Source organism: Galbibacter sp. PAP.153 (assembly GCF_037029175.1).
GTDB lineage: Bacteria > Bacteroidota > Bacteroidia > Flavobacteriales > Flavobacteriaceae > Galbibacter > Galbibacter pacificus.
In genome coordinates this window covers 66,463-92,444 of record NZ_JAZEUN010000010.1, presented here as the reverse complement: position 1 = coordinate 92,444, position 25,982 = coordinate 66,463, and the positions used below count along the sequence as shown (strand labels likewise).

21 protein-coding genes are annotated in these 25,982 nt (G+C 38.6%); 11 read left to right on the top strand and 10 right to left on the bottom strand.

Going from position 1 to position 25,982, the window contains the following annotated elements; all coding sequences use genetic code 11:
• Nucleotides 1-27: 27 nt before the first annotated feature.
• On the bottom strand, nucleotides 28-1,041 hold the full coding sequence (locus UXI14_RS08280) for a TIM barrel protein (protein ID WP_335965731.1): 1,014 nt from the start codon (nucleotides 1,039-1,041) through the stop codon (nucleotides 28-30).
• Nucleotides 1,042-1,184: 143 nt separating this feature from the next.
• Between UXI14_RS08280 and UXI14_RS08275 the strand changes: the two genes are divergently transcribed.
• Together UXI14_RS08275 and UXI14_RS08270 are read left to right on the top strand one after the other, a co-directional pair.
• Nucleotides 1,185-2,900, top strand: coding sequence for a GMC family oxidoreductase (locus UXI14_RS08275; protein ID WP_277899904.1), 1,716 nt, complete (start codon nucleotides 1,185-1,187; stop codon nucleotides 2,898-2,900).
• A gap of 12 nt (nucleotides 2,901-2,912) precedes the next feature.
• Nucleotides 2,913-3,560, top strand: a complete 648-nt coding sequence (locus tag UXI14_RS08270) for a gluconate 2-dehydrogenase subunit 3 family protein (RefSeq protein WP_335965730.1) — start codon at nucleotides 2,913-2,915, stop codon at nucleotides 3,558-3,560.
• 263 nt (nucleotides 3,561-3,823) lie between these two features.
• Here UXI14_RS08270 and UXI14_RS08265 read toward each other — a convergent pair whose 3' ends face one another.
• A complete protein-coding gene (locus UXI14_RS08265; protein ID WP_335965729.1) occupies nucleotides 3,824-5,266 on the bottom strand; it encodes a glycosyltransferase family 2 protein in 1,443 nt (480 codons plus the stop codon).
• A 367-nt stretch (nucleotides 5,267-5,633) separates the two neighbouring features.
• Between UXI14_RS08265 and leuS the strand changes: the two genes are divergently transcribed.
• The 3 genes from leuS (at nucleotide 5,634) to UXI14_RS08250 (ending at nucleotide 10,661) form a co-directional block, all read left to right on the top strand.
• Nucleotides 5,634-8,507 carry a leucine--tRNA ligase gene (leuS, locus tag UXI14_RS08260; RefSeq protein WP_335965728.1) on the top strand — a complete coding sequence of 958 codons (2,874 nt, stop codon included), beginning with the start codon at nucleotides 5,634-5,636 and terminating at the stop codon, nucleotides 8,505-8,507.
• 261 nt (nucleotides 8,508-8,768) lie between these two features.
• On the top strand, nucleotides 8,769-9,869 hold the full coding sequence (ald, locus tag UXI14_RS08255) for an alanine dehydrogenase (RefSeq protein WP_335965727.1): 1,101 nt from the start codon (nucleotides 8,769-8,771) through the stop codon (nucleotides 9,867-9,869).
• Between the two features lie 99 nt (nucleotides 9,870-9,968).
• Nucleotides 9,969-10,661: a zinc metallopeptidase gene (locus UXI14_RS08250; protein WP_277899899.1), complete on the top strand. Its 693-nt coding sequence runs from the start codon at nucleotides 9,969-9,971 to the stop codon at nucleotides 10,659-10,661.
• 55 nt (nucleotides 10,662-10,716) lie between these two features.
• On the opposite strand, the gene UXI14_RS08245 is transcribed toward UXI14_RS08250, so the two are convergent.
• From UXI14_RS08245 to UXI14_RS08235, 3 genes are all read right to left on the bottom strand, one after another.
• Nucleotides 10,717-11,187, bottom strand: coding sequence for an Lrp/AsnC ligand binding domain-containing protein (locus UXI14_RS08245; RefSeq protein WP_335965726.1), 471 nt, complete (start codon nucleotides 11,185-11,187; stop codon nucleotides 10,717-10,719).
• Nucleotides 11,188-11,249: 62 nt separating this feature from the next.
• A complete protein-coding gene (locus UXI14_RS08240) occupies nucleotides 11,250-12,347 on the bottom strand; it encodes an esterase-like activity of phytase family protein (protein WP_335965725.1) in 1,098 nt (365 codons plus the stop codon).
• Nucleotides 12,348-12,429: 82 nt separating this feature from the next.
• Nucleotides 12,430-13,800 (bottom strand): saccharopine dehydrogenase C-terminal domain-containing protein, encoded by a 1,371-nt coding sequence (locus tag UXI14_RS08235; RefSeq protein ID WP_335965724.1) that lies wholly within the window; start codon nucleotides 13,798-13,800, stop codon nucleotides 12,430-12,432.
• A gap of 71 nt (nucleotides 13,801-13,871) precedes the next feature.
• Here UXI14_RS08235 and UXI14_RS08230 point away from each other — a divergent pair, with 71 nt between their 5' ends.
• Together UXI14_RS08230 and pckA are read left to right on the top strand one after the other, a co-directional pair.
• Nucleotides 13,872-14,258: a DUF423 domain-containing protein gene (locus UXI14_RS08230; RefSeq protein ID WP_335965723.1), complete on the top strand. Its 387-nt coding sequence runs from the start codon at nucleotides 13,872-13,874 to the stop codon at nucleotides 14,256-14,258.
• Nucleotides 14,259-14,337: 79 nt separating this feature from the next.
• Nucleotides 14,338-15,948 carry a phosphoenolpyruvate carboxykinase (ATP) gene (gene pckA, locus UXI14_RS08225; protein WP_335965722.1) on the top strand — a complete coding sequence of 537 codons (1,611 nt, stop codon included), beginning with the start codon at nucleotides 14,338-14,340 and terminating at the stop codon, nucleotides 15,946-15,948.
• Between the two features lie 103 nt (nucleotides 15,949-16,051).
• On the opposite strand, the gene UXI14_RS08220 is transcribed toward pckA, so the two are convergent.
• The 3 genes from UXI14_RS08220 to UXI14_RS08210 are packed head-to-tail and all read right to left on the bottom strand — an operon-like array spanning nucleotide 16,052 to nucleotide 19,145.
• The gene (locus UXI14_RS08220) at nucleotides 16,052-16,798 is read right to left on the bottom strand and encodes a uroporphyrinogen-III synthase (RefSeq protein ID WP_277899893.1); all 747 of its coding nucleotides are present in this window, start codon (nucleotides 16,796-16,798) and stop codon (nucleotides 16,052-16,054) included.
• A gap of 9 nt (nucleotides 16,799-16,807) precedes the next feature.
• Nucleotides 16,808-17,458, bottom strand: a complete 651-nt coding sequence (locus tag UXI14_RS08215) for a DUF4271 domain-containing protein (protein ID WP_335965762.1) — start codon at nucleotides 17,456-17,458, stop codon at nucleotides 16,808-16,810.
• A gap of 13 nt (nucleotides 17,459-17,471) precedes the next feature.
• On the bottom strand, nucleotides 17,472-19,145 hold the full coding sequence (locus UXI14_RS08210) for a glycosyltransferase family 39 protein (RefSeq protein ID WP_335965721.1): 1,674 nt from the start codon (nucleotides 19,143-19,145) through the stop codon (nucleotides 17,472-17,474).
• A 137-nt stretch (nucleotides 19,146-19,282) separates the two neighbouring features.
• Between UXI14_RS08210 and UXI14_RS08205 the strand changes: the two genes are divergently transcribed.
• From UXI14_RS08205 to UXI14_RS08195, 3 genes are read left to right on the top strand one after another with little or no spacing between them, the layout of a single operon-like run.
• Nucleotides 19,283-20,005, top strand: coding sequence for a polyprenol monophosphomannose synthase (locus UXI14_RS08205; RefSeq protein ID WP_277899891.1), 723 nt, complete (start codon nucleotides 19,283-19,285; stop codon nucleotides 20,003-20,005).
• 20 nt (nucleotides 20,006-20,025) lie between these two features.
• Nucleotides 20,026-21,363 carry a dihydroorotase gene (locus UXI14_RS08200; RefSeq protein WP_335965720.1) on the top strand — a complete coding sequence of 446 codons (1,338 nt, stop codon included), beginning with the start codon at nucleotides 20,026-20,028 and terminating at the stop codon, nucleotides 21,361-21,363.
• 5 nt (nucleotides 21,364-21,368) lie between these two features.
• Entirely contained in the window at nucleotides 21,369-21,773 is a 405-nt protein-coding gene (locus UXI14_RS08195) for a DUF4296 domain-containing protein (RefSeq protein ID WP_335965719.1), read from the top strand.
• Here the strand turns inward: UXI14_RS08195 and UXI14_RS08190 are convergent.
• Nucleotides 21,763-22,758, bottom strand: a complete 996-nt coding sequence (locus UXI14_RS08190) for an NAD-dependent epimerase/dehydratase family protein (protein WP_335965718.1) — start codon at nucleotides 22,756-22,758, stop codon at nucleotides 21,763-21,765. The genes UXI14_RS08195 and UXI14_RS08190 overlap by 11 nt on opposite strands.
• A 159-nt stretch (nucleotides 22,759-22,917) precedes the next feature.
• Here UXI14_RS08190 and tyrS point away from each other — a divergent pair, with 159 nt between their 5' ends.
• Entirely contained in the window at nucleotides 22,918-24,231 is a 1,314-nt protein-coding gene (gene tyrS / locus UXI14_RS08185) for a tyrosine--tRNA ligase (protein WP_335965717.1), read from the top strand.
• Between the two features lie 132 nt (nucleotides 24,232-24,363).
• On the opposite strand, the gene UXI14_RS08180 is transcribed toward tyrS, so the two are convergent.
• The gene (locus tag UXI14_RS08180) at nucleotides 24,364-25,974 is read right to left on the bottom strand and encodes a DNA mismatch repair protein MutS (protein WP_335965716.1); all 1,611 of its coding nucleotides are present in this window, start codon (nucleotides 25,972-25,974) and stop codon (nucleotides 24,364-24,366) included.
• Nucleotides 25,975-25,982 lie beyond the last annotated feature (8 nt).

The window sequence follows — 25,982 nt, the reverse complement described above, 5'->3', positions numbered from 1 at the left end:
TACAATTTTATAAACTTTTCTTATGCCTTAAGAACCCGCACCGGTATTTATTTTTTTTGCAACTTCAATAAGGAGTGCTTTGGTGGCCAGGATCCCTTTTTCTTCCGGGAGTTCCTCGCCTTCATATTCCACCCCTACATAACCGTTAAACCCGGCATCTTTTACAATCTTCATCATTTTCAGGAAATCTATAGTGGTTTCGTTGCCATTTTCGTCAAAGTTAAAAGATTTTGCACTAACTCCTTTGGCAAAAGGCATCAATTCTTCAACGCCTTTGTATTTATCGTATTCTTCTATGCAAGGCGTACCCCATAATTCATTTCCTTCCCTTCGGAGGCAAAAATTACCGAAATCGGGCAAAGTGCCGCAATTTTTTTTATTTACGATTGTCATGACTTCGGCCATGAGCGCTCCGTTTGAAGAAAGGTAACCGTGGTTTTCTACAATAATGTTTACATTTTTAGCAGAAGCATATTCAGACAGTTCGGTCAATGATGCAACAGAGCTTTCTTTCCATTTGCCTTCGTCAAGAGTGCCAAATAAATTAACCCGCATGGAATGGCAGCCTAAAATAGAAGTGGCATCAACCCATATTTTATGGTTTTCTACTGCTTGTTTCCGGATTGCTTCATCAGGGGTAGCCAGTAAGTTTTCTTCACCTTGTAAATCAACCATCATTATCTGGTTGTGCATTTGGTGTTCTTCGCTTCTTTTTTTCAGGTCGTTTGCCAACGAAATAATTGCTTCGTTAGTGTTGCCACGTTTTTCTATTTCTTTGTTATAAAGTTGATTTACATATTCCAGTCCGGAAAAACCCAGTTCCTTGGCCTTTTTTGCAAAATTCATCGGATCGAAATTTTCTTCCCATATCATTTTATGAATAGACCATTGTGCCAACGAAAGTTTGAAAAATGGTTCAAACACGTCTTTTTTAGTGACAATTTCTTTTTTTGTAGCCGTTTTTTTGCAAGCGTACATTCCTAATAATGAGATAGCTATGCCCGTGCTGCTAGTGTTCCGAATAAATTTACGCCTCTTCATATTCGTAGTATTTATATGTAAAAATTATCAATTCAATAATGTTAATGTTGTTAAAATGATTTATTCTTAATTAAAATATTCGTCTAATGTAAAAAATTAATTTTTATATTTGAAAAACTACTATTATAAACAAGCTATAAATAATGAGTACATTTTATTACAATTCCCCTCAAGAGGAATACGATGCCATTGTTGTAGGTACCGGTGTTTCCGGTGGCTGGGCCGCAAAAGAACTTTGCGAAAATGGATTGAAAACTCTTGTATTGGAAAGAGGACGCATGGTGAAACATGTGGAAGATTATCCAACGGCAAACCTAGATCCCTGGGATATGCCTAACGGAGGCGCTGCCTCCAGAGAGGTCAAAGAAAGGAAATACAAACAGGCACGTACCGGCTATACCGTAAGTGGGGCAAGTCAACATTTCTTTGTAGATGATGTTAAGCACCCATACAACGAGGATAGGCGCTTCGATTGGATGCGCGGTTATCATGTTGGTGGGCGTTCCCTTATGTGGGGCAGGCAAAGTTACCGCATGGGCGACGTGGACTTTGAAGCAAATTTAAAAGACGGGATTGCTGTAGACTGGCCATTGCGTTATGACGAAATAAAGCCATGGTACGATAAAGTGGAAAGTTTTATTGGCGTAAGCGGGGTTAATCTGGGATTGCCTGTACTTCCAGATGGAAATTTCTTGCCTCCAATGGACTTGAATTGTGTAGAAGACCATTTTAAACAAAGTATAGAGAGCAAATTTAACGACCGTACCATTACCATAGGCCGTGTAGCCCATATTACACAAGGAACCAAGCCCGGAGAAGGCAGGGGGCCTTGTCAATACAGAAACAGATGTATCCGGGGATGTCCTTTCGGGGCGTACTTCAGTAGTAACTCGTCCACTTTACCTACGGCCGAAGCTACAGGAAACATGACGCTTAGACCTTTTTCTATTGTTCATGAAATAATGTACGATGCCGAAACGGGAAGAGCAACAGGAGTTCGCGTAATTGATGCCGAAACCAAAGAAACGATGGAGTTTAAAGCAAAAGTAATTTTCCTTTGTGCATCGGCAATTGCATCGGCTTCTATTTTGTTGCAATCTAAGTCTGAAAGGTTCCCTGACGGAATGGGGAACGATAGCGGCGAATTAGGCCACAATTTAATGGATCACCACTTTAGGGTTGGTGCAAGCGGTAAATTTGATGGGTTCCATGATAAATATTACAAAGGAAGAAGGCCAAACGGGGTTTACATTCCACGCTTTAGAAACCTAGGTGGCGATACCAACCAAAAAGACTTTATAAGAGGATATGGTTACCAAGGTGGGGCCAGCCGAGGAGATTGGTCCGAGTCTATCCGTGAATTGGCGTATGGTAAAGAATTAAAAGAAGCACTAATGGAACCGGGAGGCTGGACCATGGGAATGACTGCCTTTGGCGAAACCTTGCCAGACCATAGCAACCGTATGTACCTTGATTATGATAAAAAGGACGAATGGGGATTACCAACCGTTACTTTTGATGCCGATTTTGGCGAAAACGAACTGGCCATGCGCAAGGACATGAAACAACAGGCTGCCGAAATGTTGGAAGCAGCAGGGTTTAAAGATATTTCTACCTACGACAGTATCGGTGGAATGGGGCTTGGAATACACGAAATGGGAACAGCCCGTATGGGGAGGGATCCTAAAACATCGGTGTTGAACAAGCATAACCAATTGCACGCTGTACCAAATGTATATGTTACCGATGGAGCATTTATGGCATCGTCTGCATGTCATAACCCATCGTTAGGTTATATGGCATTTACGGCAAGGGCCGCAAACCACGCTGTAGAAGAACTTAAAAAAATGAACCTGTAAAAACCAATTATTATGAACAGAAGAAAAGCACTTAGAAATATTGGTTTAACTACCGGATTTGTTGTAGCGTCGCCTACCCTTTTAAGCATGTTGCAAAGCTGTACTACCGATAAGGCCACATGGGTTCCGGAGTTTTTTACAGCAGAAGAAGGGATAGCCCTTACCAATATAGTAGATGTAATTATTCCAAAAACAGACACCCCTTCTGCTTCAGAAGTAAACGTACCTCAATTTATCGATAAGTACGTTAAAGAAGTAGAGTTTGATGAAGATCAAGCACGGTATCGTAAAAAAATGGCCGGGTTGGTAAATCAATTAAAGGCTAAATACAACGAAGACTTAAGCGAGATTACTCCAGAACAATACGAAGAAATTGTGTCGGAAAACCTAAAAGCATCCGATGACAAGAAGAAAGACCTGAACGATCGTATTAGTATTGAAGGGAACGAAGTGGAAATTGGAACCACAGAAAATAAAGTAGAAGACAACGAAGCATTGGCCTTTGGGATGATTAACGATTTGCGTTGGTCTACCATCAATGCTTATAAAAATAGCCAGAAAATAGGAGAAGAAGTATTGGCTTACGATCCTATTCCGGGAGTTTATACAGGGTGTATGCCTTTGGAAGAAGCAACTGGAGGAAAGGCTTGGTCCTTGTAGACGACTAAAAGTTTACTTAAATTTTGCGTTTAAAAAAACCTCTTCTTTTAACTAGGGATTAGTTCCCGCTTACAAAAGAAGAGGTTTTTTGTGTTTAATAAATAATGTTTGTGCATTATATTATTCCTTATATATTTAAGCGTTAATCCATGATCAGCATAAAAAAAGGGATAGACTTTTTATTAAAAAGTTTATCCCTTGAATATATATAGGTTGATATGCCGATATGTTATCCGTTTAGAACCGTTTTTATTTTCGGTTCGTTAAGATGCGGCTACCAATTGTTGTTGTTTTTTTAGTTGCCCTTTGGTCAAATCTCTTGTTAACCAACCACTTTTTCCAGCAGTAGCAATGGCGTAAGGGGTAATCCAGAACAGGGTAAAGGCGTAGAAAACACTGTACGGATATGCCCAAAAAGACTCGGACATGCTATGCTTTTTGGCATAAAAGAAGGCATGCATACTGGAAAATATCATGATACCTACCAACGTAGAGCTAAGGAACAATAACGGATGTGTGCTTACAAAAAATATCATCAATAATATTGCAGGATAGGCCATAATCATTTTCAACCATTGGTTCATTAGCAATATCCTGGTCCCGCTTTTTGCACCTTCCCTAAAGTTTCCAAAAGCAAACCTGCTCATGGCAATATTCTCGCGTACATTACTTCTTTCCCATCTGATAAACATTTTATACAAGTTCTTATATTTCTCGGGAATGTTAGTATATACATATGCTTTACGCTGAAATAATACTTTATATCCTTGCTTTAAAATCATGTTGGTCATGGCCCGGTCTTCTCCAATCTTGGAAACCTCGCCCATAAAAGTCTGGTTGATCCAGTCGTTCAGGCAATTAAAAACAGCTTCTCTTCTGTAGGCCGACAAAGCACCTGGCGTACACAATACTGAGCCCAATCTACTTTGTGCAGAACGAATAAACTCAAAACTAAAGGCAAAGTTTACATTAAGCATACGTGGTATCAAGGCTTTATCCCTGTTTAATACGCGTACGTTTCCGGCAACGGCACCACATTCTTTGTTTACCACAAATGGACTGGCCATTATCCGTAAGGTGTCTTTTAAAACAATAGAATCACTGTCTACGGTAATAAAAATGTCTCCGGTACCTATTTTAAATCCACGGTGCAACGCATGTCTTTTTCCCATGTTTTTGGGTTGCTGGTAAATAGCAACGCGGTCGCCCAATTCATCTTTTGCTTTTTTCATCCATTCCCAAGTATTGTCCTGGCTTCCATCGTCAATAGAAATGAGTTGCAATTTGTGTTCTGGATAATCGCTTTCTGCCAAACTTATCAATGTTTTATATACCAATTGGCCTTCATTATATGCAGGTACAATAACCGTACACAAGGGTAATTCGGCATCAGAAACAGATTTAATGGATCTATAGCGGAGATATAACGTTAAAATATAGATTAAGAAACTAATTTTAATGGCAAGCAGGGAAATCCCCAATATAATTAATGCCATTCCCCATCCGGTGGCCATTCTCTCTAAATGAACGGCTTCAAAATAAGGTTGTAAAAAGTAGAATAAAGAAGCGCCGCCCACCAGCAGAATGAATGTTCCTGCCAATATGAAAGATGGAGATGCGCTGGAAATAAATTTTTCTATGCGGTTAAAGTATTCGTTGATACTTGTTGTTTTTGGGGATTCTGATATTATCGTTGTTTGCTTCATGTTGTTTACTTATATTCATCAAGGATAAGTCAACATTGATACCAATTTGAATATCCTTGAAAAACAAGCGTTTACAATGTTTAGCTGATTTTTGAAGTGTGTAAATTTTACCCAATTGTATACAATTTGTCCTTTTTTATACACATTTTTTGGTTGCGTTGGAAAGGCACAAAAATTTTCATTTTCGCCAAATGATACTTTATGGGATTGTACAAATCGTGTTGAATAAGAGAACAAATTTTTCAGCTCGGGATTTATTTTTTTGAGATAACTTATTCCCTGTACCATTGGTTTCTAACTTTCTTATTTCATTCAATAAGCGTACTTTTGCGGTCTCTTATACCATTTTTGAAAAAAGAAGATAGTGATGAAGTACAATTTCAATGAAATTGAAGCCAAATGGCAAAAATATTGGGCGGACAACCAAACGTTTAAAGCTGAAAACAATTCGGCTAAGCCCAAGTTTTATGTATTAGATATGTTTCCGTATCCATCGGGTGCGGGACTGCACGTGGGTCACCCGCTTGGGTATATCGCCAGCGATATTTATGCCCGATACAAACGCCACAAAGGCTTTAATGTACTTCACCCAATGGGGTACGATAGTTTTGGGTTGCCTGCCGAGCAATATGCCATACAAACTGGGCAGCATCCGGCGGTAACTACCGAAACCAATATTGCCCGTTACCGTGAACAGTTGGATAAAATAGGGTTTTCGTTCGATTGGAGCCGCGAGGTACGTACCTCGAATCCTGAATATTATAAATGGACGCAGTGGATTTTTATTCAGCTTTTTAATTCTTGGTACAATAACGTTAATGATAAGGCCGAAGATATTTCAACCTTGATAAAAAAGTTTGAGGCCGAAGGGAATGCTTCCGTAAACGCAGTGTGTGATGATAATGTACGTGTTTTTACTGCTGAAGCGTGGAACGGTTTCACTTCCGAAGAGCAACAAAAAATACTGCTTCAGTATAGGCTTACGTATTTAGCTGAAACAGAGGTGAACTGGTGCCCTGCCTTGGGAACCGTTTTGGCAAACGATGAAATTGTAAACGGAGTTTCAGAACGTGGCGGTCATCCGGTGGTACGAAAAAAAATGAAGCAATGGAGCATGCGTATTTCTGCCTATGCCGAGCGTTTGCTACAAGGACTGGAAAAAGTAGATTGGCCGGAGCCGTTAAAAGAAATTCAACGTAATTGGATAGGGAAATCAGTAGGAGCAGTTGTAAAATTTAAAGTTCAAGGTTTAAAGTTCTCAAACATTGAACATGAAGTTTTGAATGCAGAAAATGACATTGAAGTCTTCACGACCCGTCCCGACACTATTTTCGGGGTTTCATTTATGACGTTGGCTCCCGAACACGAGCTGGTTGAGAAAATTACCACGCCCGAACAAAAGGCTGAAGTTGAAGCATACATTGAAGCAACTGCCAAGCGTAGCGAGCGCGAACGCATGGCCGATGTAAAAACCATAAGTGGCGTGTTTACCGGCGCTTATGCGGAGCATCCGTTTACCAAAAAGCCAGTTCCTGTTTGGATTGGTGATTATGTATTGGCGGGCTACGGAACTGGCGCCGTAATGGCGGTACCCTGTGGTGACCAGCGCGATTATGATTTTGCAAAGCACTTTGGGATAGAAATCCCCAATATTTTTGAAGGGGTTGATATTAGCCAAGAAGCTTTTGCCGATAAAGAAAATACCGTAATTTCCAACAGCGACTTTTTAAACGGCTTGGGTTATAAAGAAGCTGCCAAAATAACCATTGCAGAACTGGAGAAAATAGGGCAAGGCGAAGGAAAGGTAAATTACCGTCTGCGCGATGCCGTTTTTTCCCGTCAGCGTTATTGGGGGGAACCGTTTCCTGTCTATTACGTAAACGGACTCCCACAGATGATTGATAAAAAGTATTTACCCATTGAATTGCCGGAAGTGGAGAAATACCTTCCCACAGAAACCGGGGAACCACCTTTGGGAAATGCTACCGACTGGGCGTGGGATACAGTCAACAATAAAGTTGTTTCTAACGACCTTTGTTATGCTGAGCCTGTCGAAGCATCACATAATGGTATTTATCCCTTGGAACTTAACACCATGCCAGGCTGGGCTGGAAGTTCATGGTATTTTAACCGCTATATGGATGCAGGAAACATCGAAGAATTTGCCTCGCAAGATGCTTTAAATTATTGGCGGGATGTAGATTTATATATTGGCGGAAGCGAACACGCCACTGGGCATTTATTATACGCCCGTTTTTGGCAAAAGTTTCTGTTCGACCAAGGATTGCTTCCGGTAGACGAATTTGCCAAAAAACTCATCAACCAAGGAATGATTCTGGGAGAGAGCGCTTTTGTGTATAGAATTGAAGGAGAAAATACATTTATTTCTAAAAATTTGAAAGAGGGTAAATCTGTTACTCCAATCCACACAGATGTCTCTTTCGTAAATACATCCGGCGAATTAGATATTGAAGCATTTAAAAATTGGCGACCTGAATTTAAAGATGCTAAGTTCATCACGGAAGAAGATGGTTCTTTCAAAGTCTCTCGCGAAGTCGAAAAAATGTCAAAATCCAAATACAATGTGGTTAACCCCGATGATATCTGCGAAAATTACGGCGCCGATACCTTGCGGATGTACGAAATGTTCCTAGGCCCATTGGAGCAGGCAAAACCATGGAATACAGCGGGAATTACCGGCGTACATGGATTCTTGAAAAAATTATGGAAACTTTATTTTGATGACAACGGACTAAAAGTAACCGATGACGAACCTACAAAGGAGAATTTGAAGAGTTTGCACAAGACCATTAAAAAAGTAGAAGAAGATATAGAGAATTTTTCGTTCAACACATCGGTTTCTACGTTTATGATCTGTGTGAATGAGTTAACGGCCCAAAAATGTACAAGTAAAAAAATTTTAGAGCCGTTGGCTGTATTAATCTCGCCTTATGCACCACACATTGCAGAAGAACTGTGGCATAAATTGGGTAACGAAGAATCGGTTGCAACTGCTTCTTTTCCTGTGTTTAATGAGAAATATTTAGTAGAAAGCGATAAAACCTACCCGATTTCCTTCAACGGGAAAATGCGTTTTACACTCGATTTGCCATTGGATATGACCAAAGACGAAATTGAAAAAACAGTAATGGCGCACGAAAAAACGCAGGCACAGCTAGAAGGAAGAACACCTAAGAAAATTATTGTTGTTCCTGGAAAGATCGTAAATATAGTTGGATAAATACCATTCTTTTATCGCAACTTATACCACCAATAAAAACCTTGATTCTAAGTCAAGGTTTTTTGTTTTATATATCATGACCCCTTAAAAAAATATAATTTCTAAAAATATATCATATTTTTATTGTACCCCCTACAATATATAGGGGTGTGTAATTAAAAAAATATACATTTTATCTACACACCCCTATTTTTTTATCAACTTTATTTGAATTTAATCACTAGAAACCTGAAATTGCATTAAATCTTAAAAATAGAAGCAATGAAAATTGGGGTTCCAAAAGAAATTAAAAACAATGAAAATAGAGTGGGAATGACTCCTGCCGGGGTTTTCGAACTTGTAAAAAACGGGCATACGGTGTATGTGCAATCTACAGCGGGGGAAGGAAGTGGTTTTTTTGATGATGATTATCTTCAAGTGGGTGCCATTATCCTTGATACAATTGAAGGTGTTTATTTAAAAAGCGATATGATTGTAAAGGTTAAAGAACCCGTTGATCGAGAATACAATCTTATACAGGAGAATCAACTTGTTTTTACTTATTTTCATTTTGCTTCTAGTGAAACCTTAACAAAGGCAATGATAACAAGTAAAGCTATATGTATTGCCTATGAAACGGTAGAGGATGCAGATGGTACCTTGCCATTGCTAACGCCTATGTCTGAAGTTGCCGGAAGGATGGCCATTCAACAGGGTGCAAAATATTTGGAAAAACCCATCAAAGGCCGTGGTGTTTTATTGGGCGGAGTCCCTGGGGTACCACCGGGTCGTGTTCTTATTTTGGGCGCTGGTACTGTTGGAATTCAAGCGGCAAAAATGGCTGCCGGGTTGGGCGCACATGTTACCATTTTGGATATTAACATGAAACGTTTGCGCCATGTCAACGATATTATGCCAAGCCATGTGGTTACCGAGTTCTCTAATGAATACAACATCAGAAAACATATAAAGACCCACGATCTTATTGTTGGGGGCGTATTAATTCCGGGGGCCAAGGCACCAAGTTTAATAACCCGCGATATGCTCAAGGAAATGCATCCGGGAACCGTAATTGTAGATGTGGCGGTAGACCAAGGAGGTTGTATAGAAACCACCAAAGCTACTACGCACGAAAACCCAACCTACATCATCGATGATGTGGTGCATTATTGTGTAGCCAATATGCCGGGTGCCGTGCCTTATACTTCTACGGTGGCGTTAACCAATGTTACACTCCCGTATGTATTAAAATTGGCCAATATGGGCTGGGAAAAAGCATGTCAAACCGATAAATCTTTACAAAAAGGGCTCAATATAGTTAAAGGAGCCATAGTTTATGAAGGCATTGCAGAGGCTTTCGGGTGGGAAGTCAGTTGTTCATAATCAAGTGAACTGCCTTTACGGCAGAAGAATAAAACCTCGCTGAATTTGGCGGGGTTTTTGTATTTTTAATTATAAATTTAAGAATAAAAAATAATTGATATGGGAATAGGATATTGGATTATCATCGGGGGAATCGGGCTTATCAGCATGCTGGTAAGTTCACGGCTTAAAAGTAAGTTTAAGCATTATTCCAAAGTACATTTAAGAAACGGGATGAGTGGAGCGGAAATTGCCAGAAAAATGCTTCAGGACAATGGAATTTATGATGTTGAGGTAATTTCTACGCCCGGGATGTTAACAGACCATTACAATCCTGCAAAAAAAACGGTAAATTTAAGCGAAGGGGTTTACAATCAAAGAAACGCGGCCGCAGCTGCAGTGGCGTCACACGAGTGCGGGCATGCGGTTCAACATGCAAAGGGGTACGAATGGTTACAAATGCGCTCTAAATTGGTGCCCGTTGTAAGTGTAGCTTCGGGAATGTCTGTCTGGGTTATTTTTGGCGGCTTGGTGCTTGGTGCCACAACTGCTTTTGGATATACCGTTGCGGTAATAGGCCTTATTATGTTTGCCTTGGGGACACTATTTAGCTTTATTACCCTTCCGGTAGAATACGATGCCAGTAACCGCGCCTTGGCTTGGCTGAAAAATAAAAACATGGTTACGCCTGAAGAATACAAAGGGGCTGAAGATTCCCTAAAATGGGCCGCAAGAACGTATGTGGTAGCTGCAATTGGCTCTTTGGCAACGCTCTTGTACTTTGCCTTGCAGGTTTTTGGAAGTAGGGATTAGAAAATTAGGAAAATTATACATGGAAAGCCTTCATTTTATAGATTTGAAGGCTTTTTTATATACTTATCTGCCGGTCTATTTGTTGATTTAAGGAAATAAAGGTTTCCGTTCTGGAAACACCTTCAATAGATTGTATTTTATGGTTAAGTACGTTCATTAAATGCTCATTATCCTTACAGAGTATTTTAATGAGAATGGACCAATTTCCGGTGGTATAATGACATTCCAACACTTCTGGTATTTCACGTAATTGTTTCACTGCCTCTGGGTTTCTCATGGCTTTGTCTAAATAGATGCCAATAAACGCCATGGTATGATAACCTAAAACTCTTGGGTTGATTACAAATTTTGACCCCGAAATGAGCCCGGAACTTTCCAGCTTTCTTAAACGTTGATGAATGGCCGCACCCGAAATACCGATTTTTCTTGCTATTTCGAGAATAGGCTTCCTTGCATCTTCCATCAATGCTCTTAAAATCTCTTTGTCTATTCCGTCTATTTCTATTTTTTCATTAGAAAATTTCATTTTCAGCCTTATTGATTGTAAGCAAAGATACCGATATTGACTGTAAATATGTAAGCCAATGGTTAATTGATGATTTCAAATAATAAAAATTGATTTACCTGCGGATCGAGGGTATTGAAATTATTATCAGAAATTAAAAGGATGGTTTTATGTCCGTTTGAAAGTGGGGGGCCATAGCAAATACCTTCAATATTATCTATAGATCGATGTTTTAATTGCAGGCGAATGTCTTCTAGGTCAAAGACTAATTTTTTAGGTACCGTTGCTATTTTTTCTTCCGATAGATTAAGCGTTTCTAATGTGTTTGTACTATTTAAGGGGTCAATTTCGTATATCCGCAATCCGTTCGACTCTTTTCCCCAACCTGATGAATAAGAGCGTTCCAACACAAGCATTTTATCGGTAGAAAGGGCGAGCATGTCCGTGAGGCCGTTAACAGAAAATGTGCCTTTTGGCTTTTTGTCCATTTTATCCAGTTGATATATAAATTGTTTTTTTGGTAGCGTGTCGTTCCAATTGTAATAAGTAATACGGGCGGGGCTGTATTTTTCTGAAAAAACGGGTTCCGAACCATCACTTTCCAACGGAAGCTCTGTTCCGACCCAAAATCCTTTTTTGTCATAAGAAATAGCCAGTCCTTCAAAAAGTCCGTTGTGCCTTGGCTTGTATTTGCTGTTAGCCTTGAAGTATTCGGGGATTTGATAGCTTTTTATGAAATTTCCTTCTTTGTCAACTTCAATAACCGAGGGATCTTGCTTGTTTTTTATATTTCCTTCACTAGAAAGAATAAAACTGTTGTTGGCAGATTGGTAAAGAAGGGATTCTAGGTCGAAAAAATAATTTTCAACAAAGGTGTTGTTCTTCTTCAAATGAGACATGCTTTTAAATATTACAGTGTCTATTTTTTTATTTTCTATAACAATATCAGCAGTATAAAACCTCGGACTTTTAGAGTCGTCACAAACAAAAAAATATGAGTCTTTATAGGCATCTATGCCCGAAAGGCCGCCAATTTCTTTACCTTTAAACAAAACATTGTTCGGGAAAATATATTCATCCAAGAATTTTAGGTATGTGCTTTTATTGGCAGCTGTTTTGACCGAAGTGCAATTGACAGCAAATACGGCGATGGTGGTATAGAGGCAAAGCTTTTTAATCATGCTCGTAAAATTTATTGCAAGTTACTCTAAACAGGAATCCGATTATTATAACAAAGTCAAAAATTAATAAAAGTATTTAGTATCAACCTGCAACATTGTTTGGGTTGTAGCCCATATATGGAATGTTTTTTTCGGTAAATTTTATGCCATGATTTTCCAATTCATTCAGAACAGGGGCGTAAATATCTTTGAGGATGGGAATAACCACGCCCGTTGCCGAAATTTCTTTATTTAAAATTTTAAGTGCCGCAATGCCCAACGGAAGCCCAACGGTTTTAGACATGGCCGTATAAGTTTTATCTTCGCCAATGGCAACCATGCTGGAATCTATTTGTTTTTTTTCGCCATTAAGCTCATAACCAAATTTATGGTACATTACAATCATATCCTTATCGTCGTTGTTTAGCAACCAATGGTCTTCCAGGATTTTTTGCAGTGCTTGGGCCGGGGTTGCATTTTTTATAGCTATTTTCTTATGTGGATCAAAAAGATCGAGCTCAACAAGTTTCTCCCACATACTATCGTCTTGATCAATTTTTAAATAGTGCCTCAGCTTTAGTTCTACCGAATCGGTTGGCGAATAGGGGAGAAAGGAATTGACAAACTCGCGGTACGTCATATTTTCTGAATCTTCCAGCACAAACGTATCATCGGTCATTCCCAATTGTACAAACATGTTCCATGCCTTGGAAAAGCCAATCCTCCTAATAGTACCACGGTAGAGCGTAAGGACGTTCTCTAAGCCATAAGCACTTCTGTATTTTAGGGAATCTCGGTTGGCATAGCCTTCAAACTTTCCATAACCTTCTACTTCAAGAAACTCTGTCCGTCTAAAAAGCTTATGGTACGGAATATATTTGTAATTACCTTCCTGAATAAATTTGGCCGTGCCACCCTGCCCTGCCACCACCACATTTCTGGGGTTCCATGTAAATTTATAGTTCCATAAATTGGTGTCACTTTCCGGGGCCACCAACCCACCGGTAAAAGATTCAAAAAGAATCATTTTGCCACCTCTGTCCCTTATGCTATCTATAACCTTCATGGCGCTCATATGGTCAATTCCGGGATCTACGCCAATTTCATTTAAAAATACAAGCCCCTTTTGCTTAACAACATTGTTTAATTGTTCCATTTCTGGGCTTACATATGATGCCGTAACCAAATTTTTTTCATACCTAAGACAATCTTTGGCTACGTCAATATGGTATCTTGCGGGCAACATGGAGATTACCAAATGGGCTTTTTTTATTGTATTTTGCCTGTCTTCCTCATTAAAAATATCTAATTTTACTGCGGTGCTGTTAGGATGGTTTTTAAGCAATTTCTCGCAATTACTCGGGTCTTTGTCGCCGACTGTAATGTGAAGTTGCTCTTTTTCTGCTTTTTCTAATAAGTATTTTAATAAATGTGAAGTAGATTTTCCTGCACCAATCAATAAGATATTTCTCATACAACAAAATTTATAATTTAACACTAATGTATAAAAATGTTGTATACGTAACAATTAAATTACAATGAATTATGACTAAAGGAATTTTGATTGCCGGAGCTATTTTAGGCTTTTTGGCTGTAATATTAGGTGCCTTTGGGGCACATGCTTTAAAAAATGCCATCGATGCAGAAGCTGTAAAAACTTTTGAAACCGGCGTTAAATATCAAATGTATCATGCACTTTTACTTCTTTTTGTTGGAAGCACCACTTTTTTGAGTGAAGGGACAAAAAATACCCTTATGTATTTGGTAATTCTTGGGGTTGTATTGTTTTCTGGTTCCATTTACGGACTTGCCACCAACAGCCTTACTTCTTTTGATTTTAAAAAAATAGGCTTTATTACCCCAATAGGCGGAACATTGCTTATTGTTTCTTGGGGAATCTTAATTTATAAGTTCGTTCGTCTAAAAATTTAGCAAAAAATCGATAACTCAAACGTTGTAGTTAGATATTTTTTATACATTTGCGGTAGCTACTAACAACAATTAATTTATAATGACGGTGGACAAAGCACTTGTTACGAAAACGATTTCGTTAAAAGAATATGGAATTAATAATGCAAAGGTTAATTATCAATTAAGTCCGAAAAAATTACACCAGATTTCTATTGAAAAGGGAATGGGGCAAGAGGCTTCTTCTGGAGCCTTGGTGATAAATACGGGCGAATTTACCGGAAGGTCGCCCAAGGATAGATTTATTGTAAAGGACGAAATAACGGCCGATAAAGTATGGTGGGGAGATATTAACTTGCCTTTTGATACTGAAAAATTTGATGCCTTATACAATAAGGTGACCGATTATTTATCTGGAAAAGAACTGTATGTACGTGATTGCTATGCTTGTGCAGACAAAGAGTACCGATTGAATATTCGCGTAATTAATGAATACCCATGGAGCAATTTATTTGCGTATAACATGTTCTTACGGCCGGGGGAAGAGACTTTGGAAAATTTTACGGCCGATTGGACGGTTGTCAATGCGCCTGGATTTAAGGCCAATCCCGAAACCGACGGAACACGCCAACATAATTTTGCAATACTTAATTTTAAGAGGAAAATTGTCTTGATTGGCGGAACAGGCTATACCGGTGAAATAAAAAAAGGTATTTTTTCGGCTTTAAATTTTTTACTTCCCGTATATGCAAACACGTTGCCAATGCACTGTAGTGCAAATGTTGGCAAAAAAGGAGACACCTCCATTTTTTTCGGGCTGTCCGGTACGGGAAAAACAACCCTTTCGGCAGATCCTACCAGAAAGCTTATTGGCGATGACGAACATGGGTGGACAAGCGAAAATTCAGTTTTCAATTTTGAGGGTGGCTGTTATGCCAAAGTAATCAACCTTTCAGAAGAAAACGAACCCGATATATATGGTGCCATAAAAGAAGGCGCACTTTTGGAAAATGTCGTTGTAAAAGAGAATGGAGAAGTAGATTTTGGCAATACGTCCATTACACCAAACACACGCGTAAGTTACCCTATTTATCATATTAAAAATATACAGCAACCTTCCATTGGCTATACGCCCAAAAACATATTCTTTTTAACAGCGGATGCTTTTGGGGTGCTGCCACCAATTTCAAAACTTACGCCTGGCCAGGCAGCATACCATTTTATTTCTGGTTATACCGCCAAAGTAGCGGGAACCGAAGATGGTGTAGATGAACCCGTACCGTCGTTTTCGGCATGTTTTGGTGCGCCGTTTATGCCATTGCACCCTGCTAAATATGCCGAAATGCTAAGTGCTAAAATGAAGGGGTCTGGCGTAAATGTATGGTTGGTAAACACTGGATGGACAGGCGGTCCGTATGGTGTTGGAAAAAGAATGGCCTTAAAGTATACACGTGCCATGATTCAAGCCGCCATGAATGGGGATTTGGGAGAGATTTGCTATGAAAACTACCACATACATTCAGTTTTTGGCCTGGCGCAGCCACGAAGTTGCCCCAATGTGCCCAGTGAAATATTGAGTTCGAGAAAAACATGGAATAACGATGAAGGCTATTACAAAAAAGCCCATCAATTGGCAGATGCCTTTAAGGAAAACTTTAAAAAGTTTGCATCATATGCCAATGAAGAAACAAAGGTCGGCGGACCTTTGGTCTGACATTATTTTATAGGGAGTGAAGCCTCCCGAGCTTGCCAAATAGTTAGTAGAAAAGCCTCTGGATTCCCAGAGGCTTTTTGTATATGGTATGTAATTCTAAATGTTATTTTTTGTTCACTTGAGCAATGTATTTCTCAAGGGCCATTGTCATGGATGGGGTTTCGGGAGTGGGCGCTTCAATATCTATGCGCAGTCCCGCCTCTGTTGCCGCTTTAACGGTAGTGTTTCCAAATACTGCAATCCGGGTATCGTTTTGTTTAAAGTCAGGGAAGTTCTTCAGTAAAGATTCAATTCCAGAAGGGCTAAAGAATACCAGAATGTCATAATAAACATCTCTTAAGTCAGAAAGGTCGCTTATAACGGTTTTGTATAAGATTGCCCTTTTCCAGTCTACTTTAAGTTCGTTCAATGTTTCCGGAACAGAAGGTTTCAGCACATCGGAAGATGGTAACAGGAACTTTTCGTCCTTATACTTCTTGATAAGTGGTGCAAGTTCTTGGAAAGTACGTTTACCAACATAAATTTTACGTTTTCTGTAGACTACATATTTTTGTAAATAATAGGCTACGGCTTCAGATTGGCAAAAATATTTCATAGAATCCGGCACCTTGAACCGCATTTCTTCGGCAATTCTAAAAAAATGGTCTACAGAGTTTCTACTTGTTAGTACGATTGCTGTAAATTGCGTTAAGTCAATTTTTTGCTGTCTTACATCTCTTGCATTAACTCCTTCAACATGAATAAAAGGTCTAAAATCTACCTTGATTTTTTGCTTTTCCACCAGCCTTAAATATGGGGAATTTTCCACTTTAGGCTCGGGTTGGGAAACCAGTATTGTCTTAACTTTCATAAATATCCATTAGTTTGAAGCCTTATCAATAAAATAAAATTTTATTAGTATCAAATAAGGGGCTATTTCTAGCGCGCAAAGATACAAAATAAAATAAAACAAATATTTTCCTATTAATTTTTGATGATTTCTTAATGTAAGTGCTAAAGAGATGATATTTAAAGATATAAAAACAATTAAAATTATATAAAACATAATTTTAGTGTTTAAATTACTGTAAATGAGTAAACTAATTAACGGGAGCAATAGTAGTGCGGCAAGATTTCTATAGGTTACTTTATGAAAATGAAAACTTTCAACAAAAGAAGTGATATCAAAAATTGTTGCTATCATTTTTTCCAAATAGAATTTAAAAAGAATAAACAGGAACAAAAATGGAAGTATTAAATAGGGATTTATATGTATGGGAAGTTTAAAAATATCGATACAAATCCAGACAATTAAGGTGAAACAGATTAATTGGGGGACAAATAGAAAAAAATTAAATGGAGTGGTGGTCTGGTTTGGTTCTTTGCTGAAAATTTTGAGGTATTTATAATTAACAAAGAGCATAATGAAAGAGTGGAACTTTTGCTCGTCTATAAACTTTGCAATGGTTAAACTCAATACTGAAGCAAATAGTAAAAGGGTTTCTGCTGTGTTAAAATCAATATGTCGCAACGTTTCGTTCAAGTTAGTCGATTTTTATCAGTTTTCCTTGAAATCCCGGGTAAATGCCATGCTCTAAAATGCCCATTCTAAAATATTTGCTATTGGGTATAATAACCGTATCGGGAACTTTCACGTTAAGGACGATCGAACCCTTGGGGCTAATTGTATTTTCTTCAGAAGAAATAATTAACGGAAATGTTTTAATAATCCGTTTGTGCTTATCGAAAGAAACACCTTCAAAAGTCAATTTTTTAACGCTTATGTTTTCTGGGTACGGGTTGTAAAGGGTAGCCGCAAAAGCATTGGGAATGCTTTTCTTAAAAGTTTTCTTGGCAAATGACAATTTCATCTTTCTGTAACTCGTGAAATTGTCAATAATAGCTCCTTTAAATTTGTGGTGCCTAAATTCCCGGATATATGTAATAGTGGAATCTATTTTATACCTGTTGTCGCCGGTAATGTAGGCCACTTTTTTGTTCCGAACCTTAAATTCGGAGCTGTCGATATCAAACTGATTTTGGCGCGCATCAATATCGTTAGACGAATAAACAGTATTCCCAGAATAAAAGGCATACATAGAAGCATCTCTATAAGAACTGTGAAATACAACCGGAATATCCCCAACCTGCTTGTTTAAATGGGCTACCCATTCTTTATTTCCATATGCTTCGTAATTTATAGGGGAAATGGACGGGAAAATAAGGGCAACCCTTAAGATGGAGATTAAAATTACCGAAAAAACACTTATACGGAATAACCATTTGCGATATTTTGTATGGATAAAGGCATATCTTAACGAAAAAAGAATAAGCGGGATAACCATTAAAATTACCCACTGCGCTTGCGTTTTTCTTGAAAAACTGGAAAACAGGAAAAAAGCAAATACGCCATATGCAACAAATTTCAGTGCCTTGTCAAATTTATCTTTTGAGGCCAATGCATACAACGACCAATACATAAAAGGAAATGCCAATCCCGCTACGGCAATACAATTGGTAAGGTAGTTTAAAGTAAACTTAATTTTATAGGCACTATTGGCACGATCGAAGAGATGGTACCTTAAAGGCGCAAAATCAGCTTCATAGAGCCAAATGAGATGAGGTATATAAAGGATTAATGAAAATAAAACGGCCAGCCAAAACTTGCCGTTTTTGAGTAAAGACAGGTTCGAGAAAAGTACAAAGCCTATTAAAAGCACTCCATGATACTTACAGTACATAACAGCTGCCATACTAAAACCGAGCACCAAAACGGCAATACTGTCCTGCTGGTATAAAAAACGTTTGTATGCCCATAAAAACAGCAAGCTAAAAGTTATTAATGGAGTGTCGGGCAAAATCATAAAGCCATATGCCGTTAAAAGCCCCACGCTGCTTACAAACATTATAAAAAGCCAGATGTAGCGGTATTTTTTTTCGCTATCTATCAAGAACCATAACAATATTACATTGGCACTATATAGAAAAGGGGCGGCAAGGCGAACGCCCAATTCCCCTTGAAATAAAAGGGTGCCCAATTTAACCAAAAAAGCAACCATCGGGGGGTGGTCAAAATACCCCCAGCTTAAGTTTTTGGCAAAATACCAGTAATAAGCCTCGTCAAAAATAATTCCGGTATAAGCACTTTGTATGAGATTGACAATAGTAATAACAATTAAAAAACCAATGAGTATTTTGATTGAAAGTGCCTTGTTCATTATAGTTAATTCCAGATTGTTTGGTAAAAATACATAAATATTCGCATGCAAAATTCCTTAAAATCAGTTTAAAAAACTAAAAGATATCGCAAATACTTTTTATTTAATGCTATTTTTGTGGCATCAAGAAAGATAGCATGCAATCAGATAGTTTAGTAATTATACCTACATACAACGAAATTGAAAATGTAGAAATTATAATCACGGCTGTATTTCAACTTAAAAAATCTTTTCATATCCTTATTGTAGACGATAATTCTCCCGACGGTACCGCGCAAAAGGTAGAAGAACTGCAAGAGAAGTATCCGCAGGCACTTCATTTGGAAGTAAGAAAAGAAAAATCGGGTTTGGGAACGGCATATATTCACGGATTTAAATGGGCACTGGATAAAGATTACGAATATGTTTTTGAAATGGATGCCGATTTCTCGCATAATCCACGTGACCTTGTCAGGCTTTACAATGCCTGCGTGCGCCATGGCGCTAGCATGGCCATAGGTTCGCGTTATGTAAAGGGTGTAAATGTGGTTAACTGGCCCTTGCAAAGAGTGCTGCTTTCCTATGGGGCCTCCATGTATGTTAAAACCATTACGGGTATGAAAATACACGACCCAACTGCTGGGTTTGTTTGCTATAAAAGGGAGGTAATAGAAACAATTGACCTGGACAAAATTAAGTTTGTTGGTTATGCTTTCCAGATTGAAATGAAGTTTAAAGCACATTTGCAGCAGTTTAAAATGATAGAAGTCCCCATTATTTTTAAAGACCGTACCAGGGGGAAATCTAAAATGAACGGGAAAATTATAAACGAAGCTATTTTTGGCGTGCTCTCGCTAAAATGGAATAGCTTTTTTAAGTAATCAAGCTATATTTTTAAGAAATGAAGAAGACCATAATAAAAAATGCCACCATAGTTAATGAAGAAAGGGTTTTTGAAGGCGACGTGCTTATTGAAGGCGAATATATCAAGAAGATAGGAGAAGATATTACTGATGCCCATGCCGTAATAATCGATGCCAACGGAAAAATTTTAATGCCCGGAATTATAGACGATCAAGTACATTTTAGGGAGCCCGGGCTTACCCACAAAGGAAATATAGCCACAGAAAGTAGAGCGGCCATTGCCGGAGGTGTAACCACATTTATAGAACAGCCAAATACCAATCCGCAAACGGTTACCATTGAAAAACTTGAAGAGAAAATGGAGATCGGTAAGCAAACAGCCTATGCCAATTATTCGTTTATGTTTGGGGGGACCAACGATAATTTGGAAGAATTAAAACGTTTAGACAAAAATGCATGTGCCGGGGTGAAGTTGTTTTTAGGGTCTTCTACCGGAAATATGCTGGTTGATAACGAAGCCGTAATTGAAAGGATATTTTCTAACACCGAAATGGTAATTTCTGCCCATTGTGAAGACGAAACAACCATAAAGAACAACTTGGAAAAATATAAGGCCGAGTTTGGTAACGATATACCCATAAAATACCATCCAATTATCCGCAGTGCGGATGCGTGCTATTTGTCATCGTCAAAAGCAATAGCATTGGCCAGAAAAACCAATGCGCGCTTACATGTGTTCCATGTGTCCACAGCAAAGGAAACAGAGCTTTTTAGAAACGACATTCCGTTAGAAGAAAAAAGGATAACAGCAGAAGTTTGTACGCATCACCTTTGGTTCTCGGATGCAGATTATAATGAAAAAGGCACTTTTATAAAGTGGAACCCGGCAGTAAAAACGGCCAAAGACAGAGAAGCACTTTGGGAGGCTTTACTGGACAATAGGATAGACGTGCTAGCAACCGACCATGCACCACATACACTTGAAGAAAAACAGAACATTTATACAAATGCCCCTTCCGGGGGGCCACTTGTTCAACATACGCTGGCGGCATTAATGGAAAAACAAAAGGAAGGAAAGATTTCCTTGGAAAAATTAATCCAAAAAATGTGTCACAACCCGGCCATACTGTTCAATATTGCAAAAAGAGGATTTGTAAGGGAAGGATATTATGCCGATCTTGTATTGGTAGATCCAGTGACGAATTGGACAGTTAATAAGAACAATATTTTATACAAATGCGGGTGGTCTCCTTTTGAGGGCACAACGTTCTCGACCAAGGTTACCCACACGTTTGTAAATGGAAATTTAGCTTACCATAATGGAGCGTTTTCCAAAGAAAGAAACGTAAAACGACTTACTTTTAACAGAGATTAGAGAACATGAAGAGGTTTATTGTGCTTTTGTTGGTTTTTGTATTGCTTGTTTCCTGCAAGGAGGATGTTGTGGACAAGCCTGAAAACCTGATTTCAAAAAAAACAATGGTGGATATTTATTATGATATTGCCATTTTAAATGCCGCAAAATCCAGTGCCGTAAACAAACTGGAAGAAAACGACATCGATCCTATTGAATATCTATATAAGAAATATGATATAGATAGCACCCTTTTGGCGCAAAGCAGCGTTTATTACACATCGAACCCTGCCCTACAGTTGGAAATGTTTACAAAAGTTGAAGAGCGGTTGCAAAAATTAAAAGACACAATAGACGGAAAGTTGAAAAAGAAGCAGGAAAAAAACGTAAAAAAGCAACAGCCGGTCAAAAAGGCAGGGGCTAAAAAGTAAGTTTTTTGGCAATTCGCTGTATGGTTGTTTCCAACGGGGTAAATTGTAGGTTAAGTTTTTTCTTTGCTTTATCGTTACTGTATAATGTTTGCGATAGCAGCGAATGTGCTGCATTGCGGGTTAATTTGCGCTTTCTCCCGGGAAAAAAGCTCAAAAACCAGTCCAGTCGCCAAAAAAGCGCAAGCTGCCATGATTTTATTTTTTTATGCGGAGGCTTTTTGTTTAGGGCGTGCGCTATTTTCAACAGGACGTCTTGGTAAGTTGCATTTTCTCCAACAAGGATAAAACGCTCATTGCAAATAGGGGTATCCATACCAGATACCAAAGCTTCGACAACATTTTTCACATCTACAAAGCCAGTGCCGCCAGGCGGATAAAAAGAAAGGCCTTTTTGTACTTTTTTAAAAAAACCACTGCTTGGGGCTTCTTGAAAACCTTCGCCAAACACAACGCCCGGATTTAATATTACGGTAGGCAAGCCTTCTTGTGTGCCGCGCCATGCCTGCATTTCGGCACCGTATTTGGTAATGGCGTATACATTGTTCTCGGCTTCTGGGTTCCAGTATACATCTTCATTAACGGTTTTATTGCCAATTTTATTCCCCAAAGTTGCAATGGAGCTTAGATAGCAAAGTTTTTGCACGTTATGGGCTATGCAAAGGTTTACCATATTGGAGGTTCCTTCAATATTGGTTTTCCGTAACAAATGATAGTCCTTGGGGTCAAAAGAAATGAGTCCTGCACAATGATATACTTTTTCAATTCCTATGAAGGCATTTTGCAAAGCGGGAATATCGGTAATATCGGCTTCAACCCATTCTATTTTTTCAAAACGGGGCATGGCACCTTCCTTGTTAAAAAAGGTTTTAACGGCATCTATTTTTGCCTTATTTCGATAAATTGCACGAATCCCATCTTCCTTTAGGGAAAGTTCCAAGAGCAAATGGGCTCCTATAAGTCCTGTGCCACCGGTTACTAATATCATACAGCTAAAATACAATTATCGGCATAAACATGAAGCATGCAACTTAAATTATAGAAAACATAGATTATGGAATAATGGATTAATGTCGCTTTAACAGCAAATAACTTTACCACATAACAACATTGTTTTATCTTTGCGCCTGTTAAAAATAGTATTGAAATGACCGTAAATCTGGTAGAAGAATTAAAATGGCGGGGCATGGTGCACGATATTATGCCCGGAACCGAAGAGCAACTCAACAAAGAAATGACCACTGCGTATATTGGGTTCGACCCAACGTCGGATTCTTTGCACATTGGTAGTTTGGTGCCCATTATTTTATTGTGTCATTTATACAAAGCCGGGCACAGGCCCATTGCTTTGATTGGAGGTGCTACCGGTATGATTGGGGACCCTTCGGGGAAGTCGGATGAGCGTAATTTATTGGACGAGGCTACGCTGGCTAAAAATGTAGCGGGAATTAAAGGAGTGCTTTCCAAGTATTTGGATTTTGATTCGAAAGCTGAAAATGCACCTTTGTTGGTCAATAATTACGACTGGATGAAGGATTTTTCTTTTATTGAATTTGCCAGAGACGTAGGAAAACGAATTACGGTAAATTATATGATGGCAAAAGATTCGGTTAAAAAACGCTTAAGTTCCGATTCGGGCGTGGGCATGTCGTTTACCGAGTTTACATACCAGCTTATTCAAGGATACGATTTTTATCATTTGTATAAAGAATTTGGCTGTATGCTTCAAATGGGAGGTAGCGACCAATGGGGGAACATTACCACCGGAACCGAATTGGTAAGACGCATGAATGCTGGAGAAACTGGTGACGAACCTGCAAAAGCATTTGCAATGACATGCCCGTTAATAACAAAAGCAGACGGGTCAAAATTTGGAAAGTCAGAAGGCGGGAACGTTTGGTTGGACGCCGACAAAACATCGCCTTATAAATTTTATCAGTTTTGGTTGAACACCTCAGATGGGGATGCCGAAAAATATATTAAGATTTTTACATTTTTAGACAAAGAAACAATCGATGCCCTAATTAAAGAACACAACGAAGCGCCGCACATGCGATTGCTCCAAAAACGTTTGGCGGAGGAAGTGACCACGTTTGTACATGCCAAAGAAGAATATGAAAATGCCGTAAAGGCATCCAATATTCTATTTGGAGGTTCGGCAGAAGATTTGAAGCAACTAAACGAAAAAACGTTTTTGGATGTTTTTGACGGTGTTCCGCAAGCAGAAATCCAAAGGGATGAAATAAACGAAGGACTGGAGGTAATTGCGGCCTTGGCGGCAAAAACAAATTTTCTGAAATCAAATGGGGAAGCCAGACGGGCACTTAAGGAAAACTCCATTTCGGTAAACAAAGACAAGGTAAAAGAAGATTACACCATTACCAAAGACGATTTAATAAATGACAAGTTTGTTTTATTGCAGCGCGGGAAGAAAAATTATTTTATAATTAAGGTGGTTTAACCACTGTTTTTTATAATCGAATCTTCAAAATGTCATCCTGAGCATGTTAAAAGGATGACATTTTGATTTTTTGGGATTTTTTAAAAGCTATCTTTTTATTTACAATTGGCTTATTAAAACCGACATCGAGCTTTAAACAATCCCCATATTCTCCAAAAGAAAAGAGGCATTCATGTTCTCGCAAATTCCTTCTTTAAAAGTATAGTCGAAAGTAAGTGCTTTTCCGTCTATAAAGGCTTCAAAGAAATAGTTGGCTACTTTATCGTTGTTATTGGCAACTTGGCACAGGCTTAAATCGTGTGTCGCAATAATTCCCGTTGACCTAGAAGCCGATAACTTTTCAATAAACTTTTTGGAGCCAATGGCTTTGTCTTTACTGTTGGTGCCTTTTAAAATTTCGTCCAGCACCACAAAATAAGTATCGGTTTTAATTTTATCTACAATGAGCTTCAGCCGTTTTAATTCCGCATAAAAATAAGATGCATCGTCCGTAAGCGAATCAGCAGTACGCATGCTGGTGATAAGTTTTATAGGAGAATATTCACTGGAAGCTGCACAAACAGGCAAGCCGCAATTGGCCATTACAATGTGCAAGGAAACAGTGCGTAAAAAGGTACTTTTTCCGGCCATGTTAGCACCAGTAATTACAAAAAAATGCTCCCGGATAATCTTAAAATCATTATAAACCAACTTTGTTTCTTGAATAAGCGGGTGCCCCATTGCCTTGGCGTTTATTACCGTTTCATTTATATTGATTGCCGGGAATGCATAATGCGGATGATTAAAAGTAAAGTTGCCCAAAGAATTGTAGGCATCAAAAAAGGCGATAACCTCAAACCATTTTTCTACTTTATTTTTGTGCTGATGGATCCATTTTTCAATCCTGTGTATATTGTATAAGTCCATCAACAAAAAGGCATTTGCCGGGATTGAAATTAATATATTGGCCCGTTGTTCCAATGCATCGAGTGCTTTGGAGAATTTTTTTATAAGCAGGGAAGTAGATTTGTGTTGCCCTAAAACAATTTGTTGTTTTTCCTTTAATAAAGTTGAAGAAAAAGTTTCGGATTCTATTTTGGCAATAAGTTGATGATATTGCTGAAAAGTGTCTTGAGCTTTTGAAGTGTTTTGAGCCAACTGATTTACCTTTTTTACATACGAACCGGAAACCCCCAAGCCCAAAACAAACCAATACATAATAAGGGAGCTGGGAACAATATTAAAAACGGCCAAGGTAATTATGGCCATCGAGCATGCCGAAAAAGCGTAAGGGAGCCAAACAAGGCTTTTTTTAACAATGGGTTGATGCGATTGTAGCCATTTGGCAATCTTTTTTGCCGAGACTTTTACTTTTACGAGTGTTGCAGTTGCGCTGTAATCTTGGCGCCATTCTACTTTTTTGGCGAGTTCCCGTATTGCTTCTTGTTTTTCGGGAATTCGGTCAACAGCGTTTTCGGCATATAAATTTGCCAATGTTTCTGTTCCTGCTTTGGTTGCAGTCCTATTACTGTATTGAAAAAAGCTTCCTTTACCAAATAGGTCAATATCATGGCTATAATCATGTGTATAATTAGAGAATTCTTTTCCGCTTGGAAGAAAGGAAAAATTTTTTTCAAGAACTTTTAATTCGGTCTTGTTGATATGGATACGTTCTCGGATTTTATCCCTTTTGTACTTAAAAACACTATATTTTGTTACCAAAAAAAGAAATAGGGCAATGGAAACAATTATACAGGGAATCATTATTGATA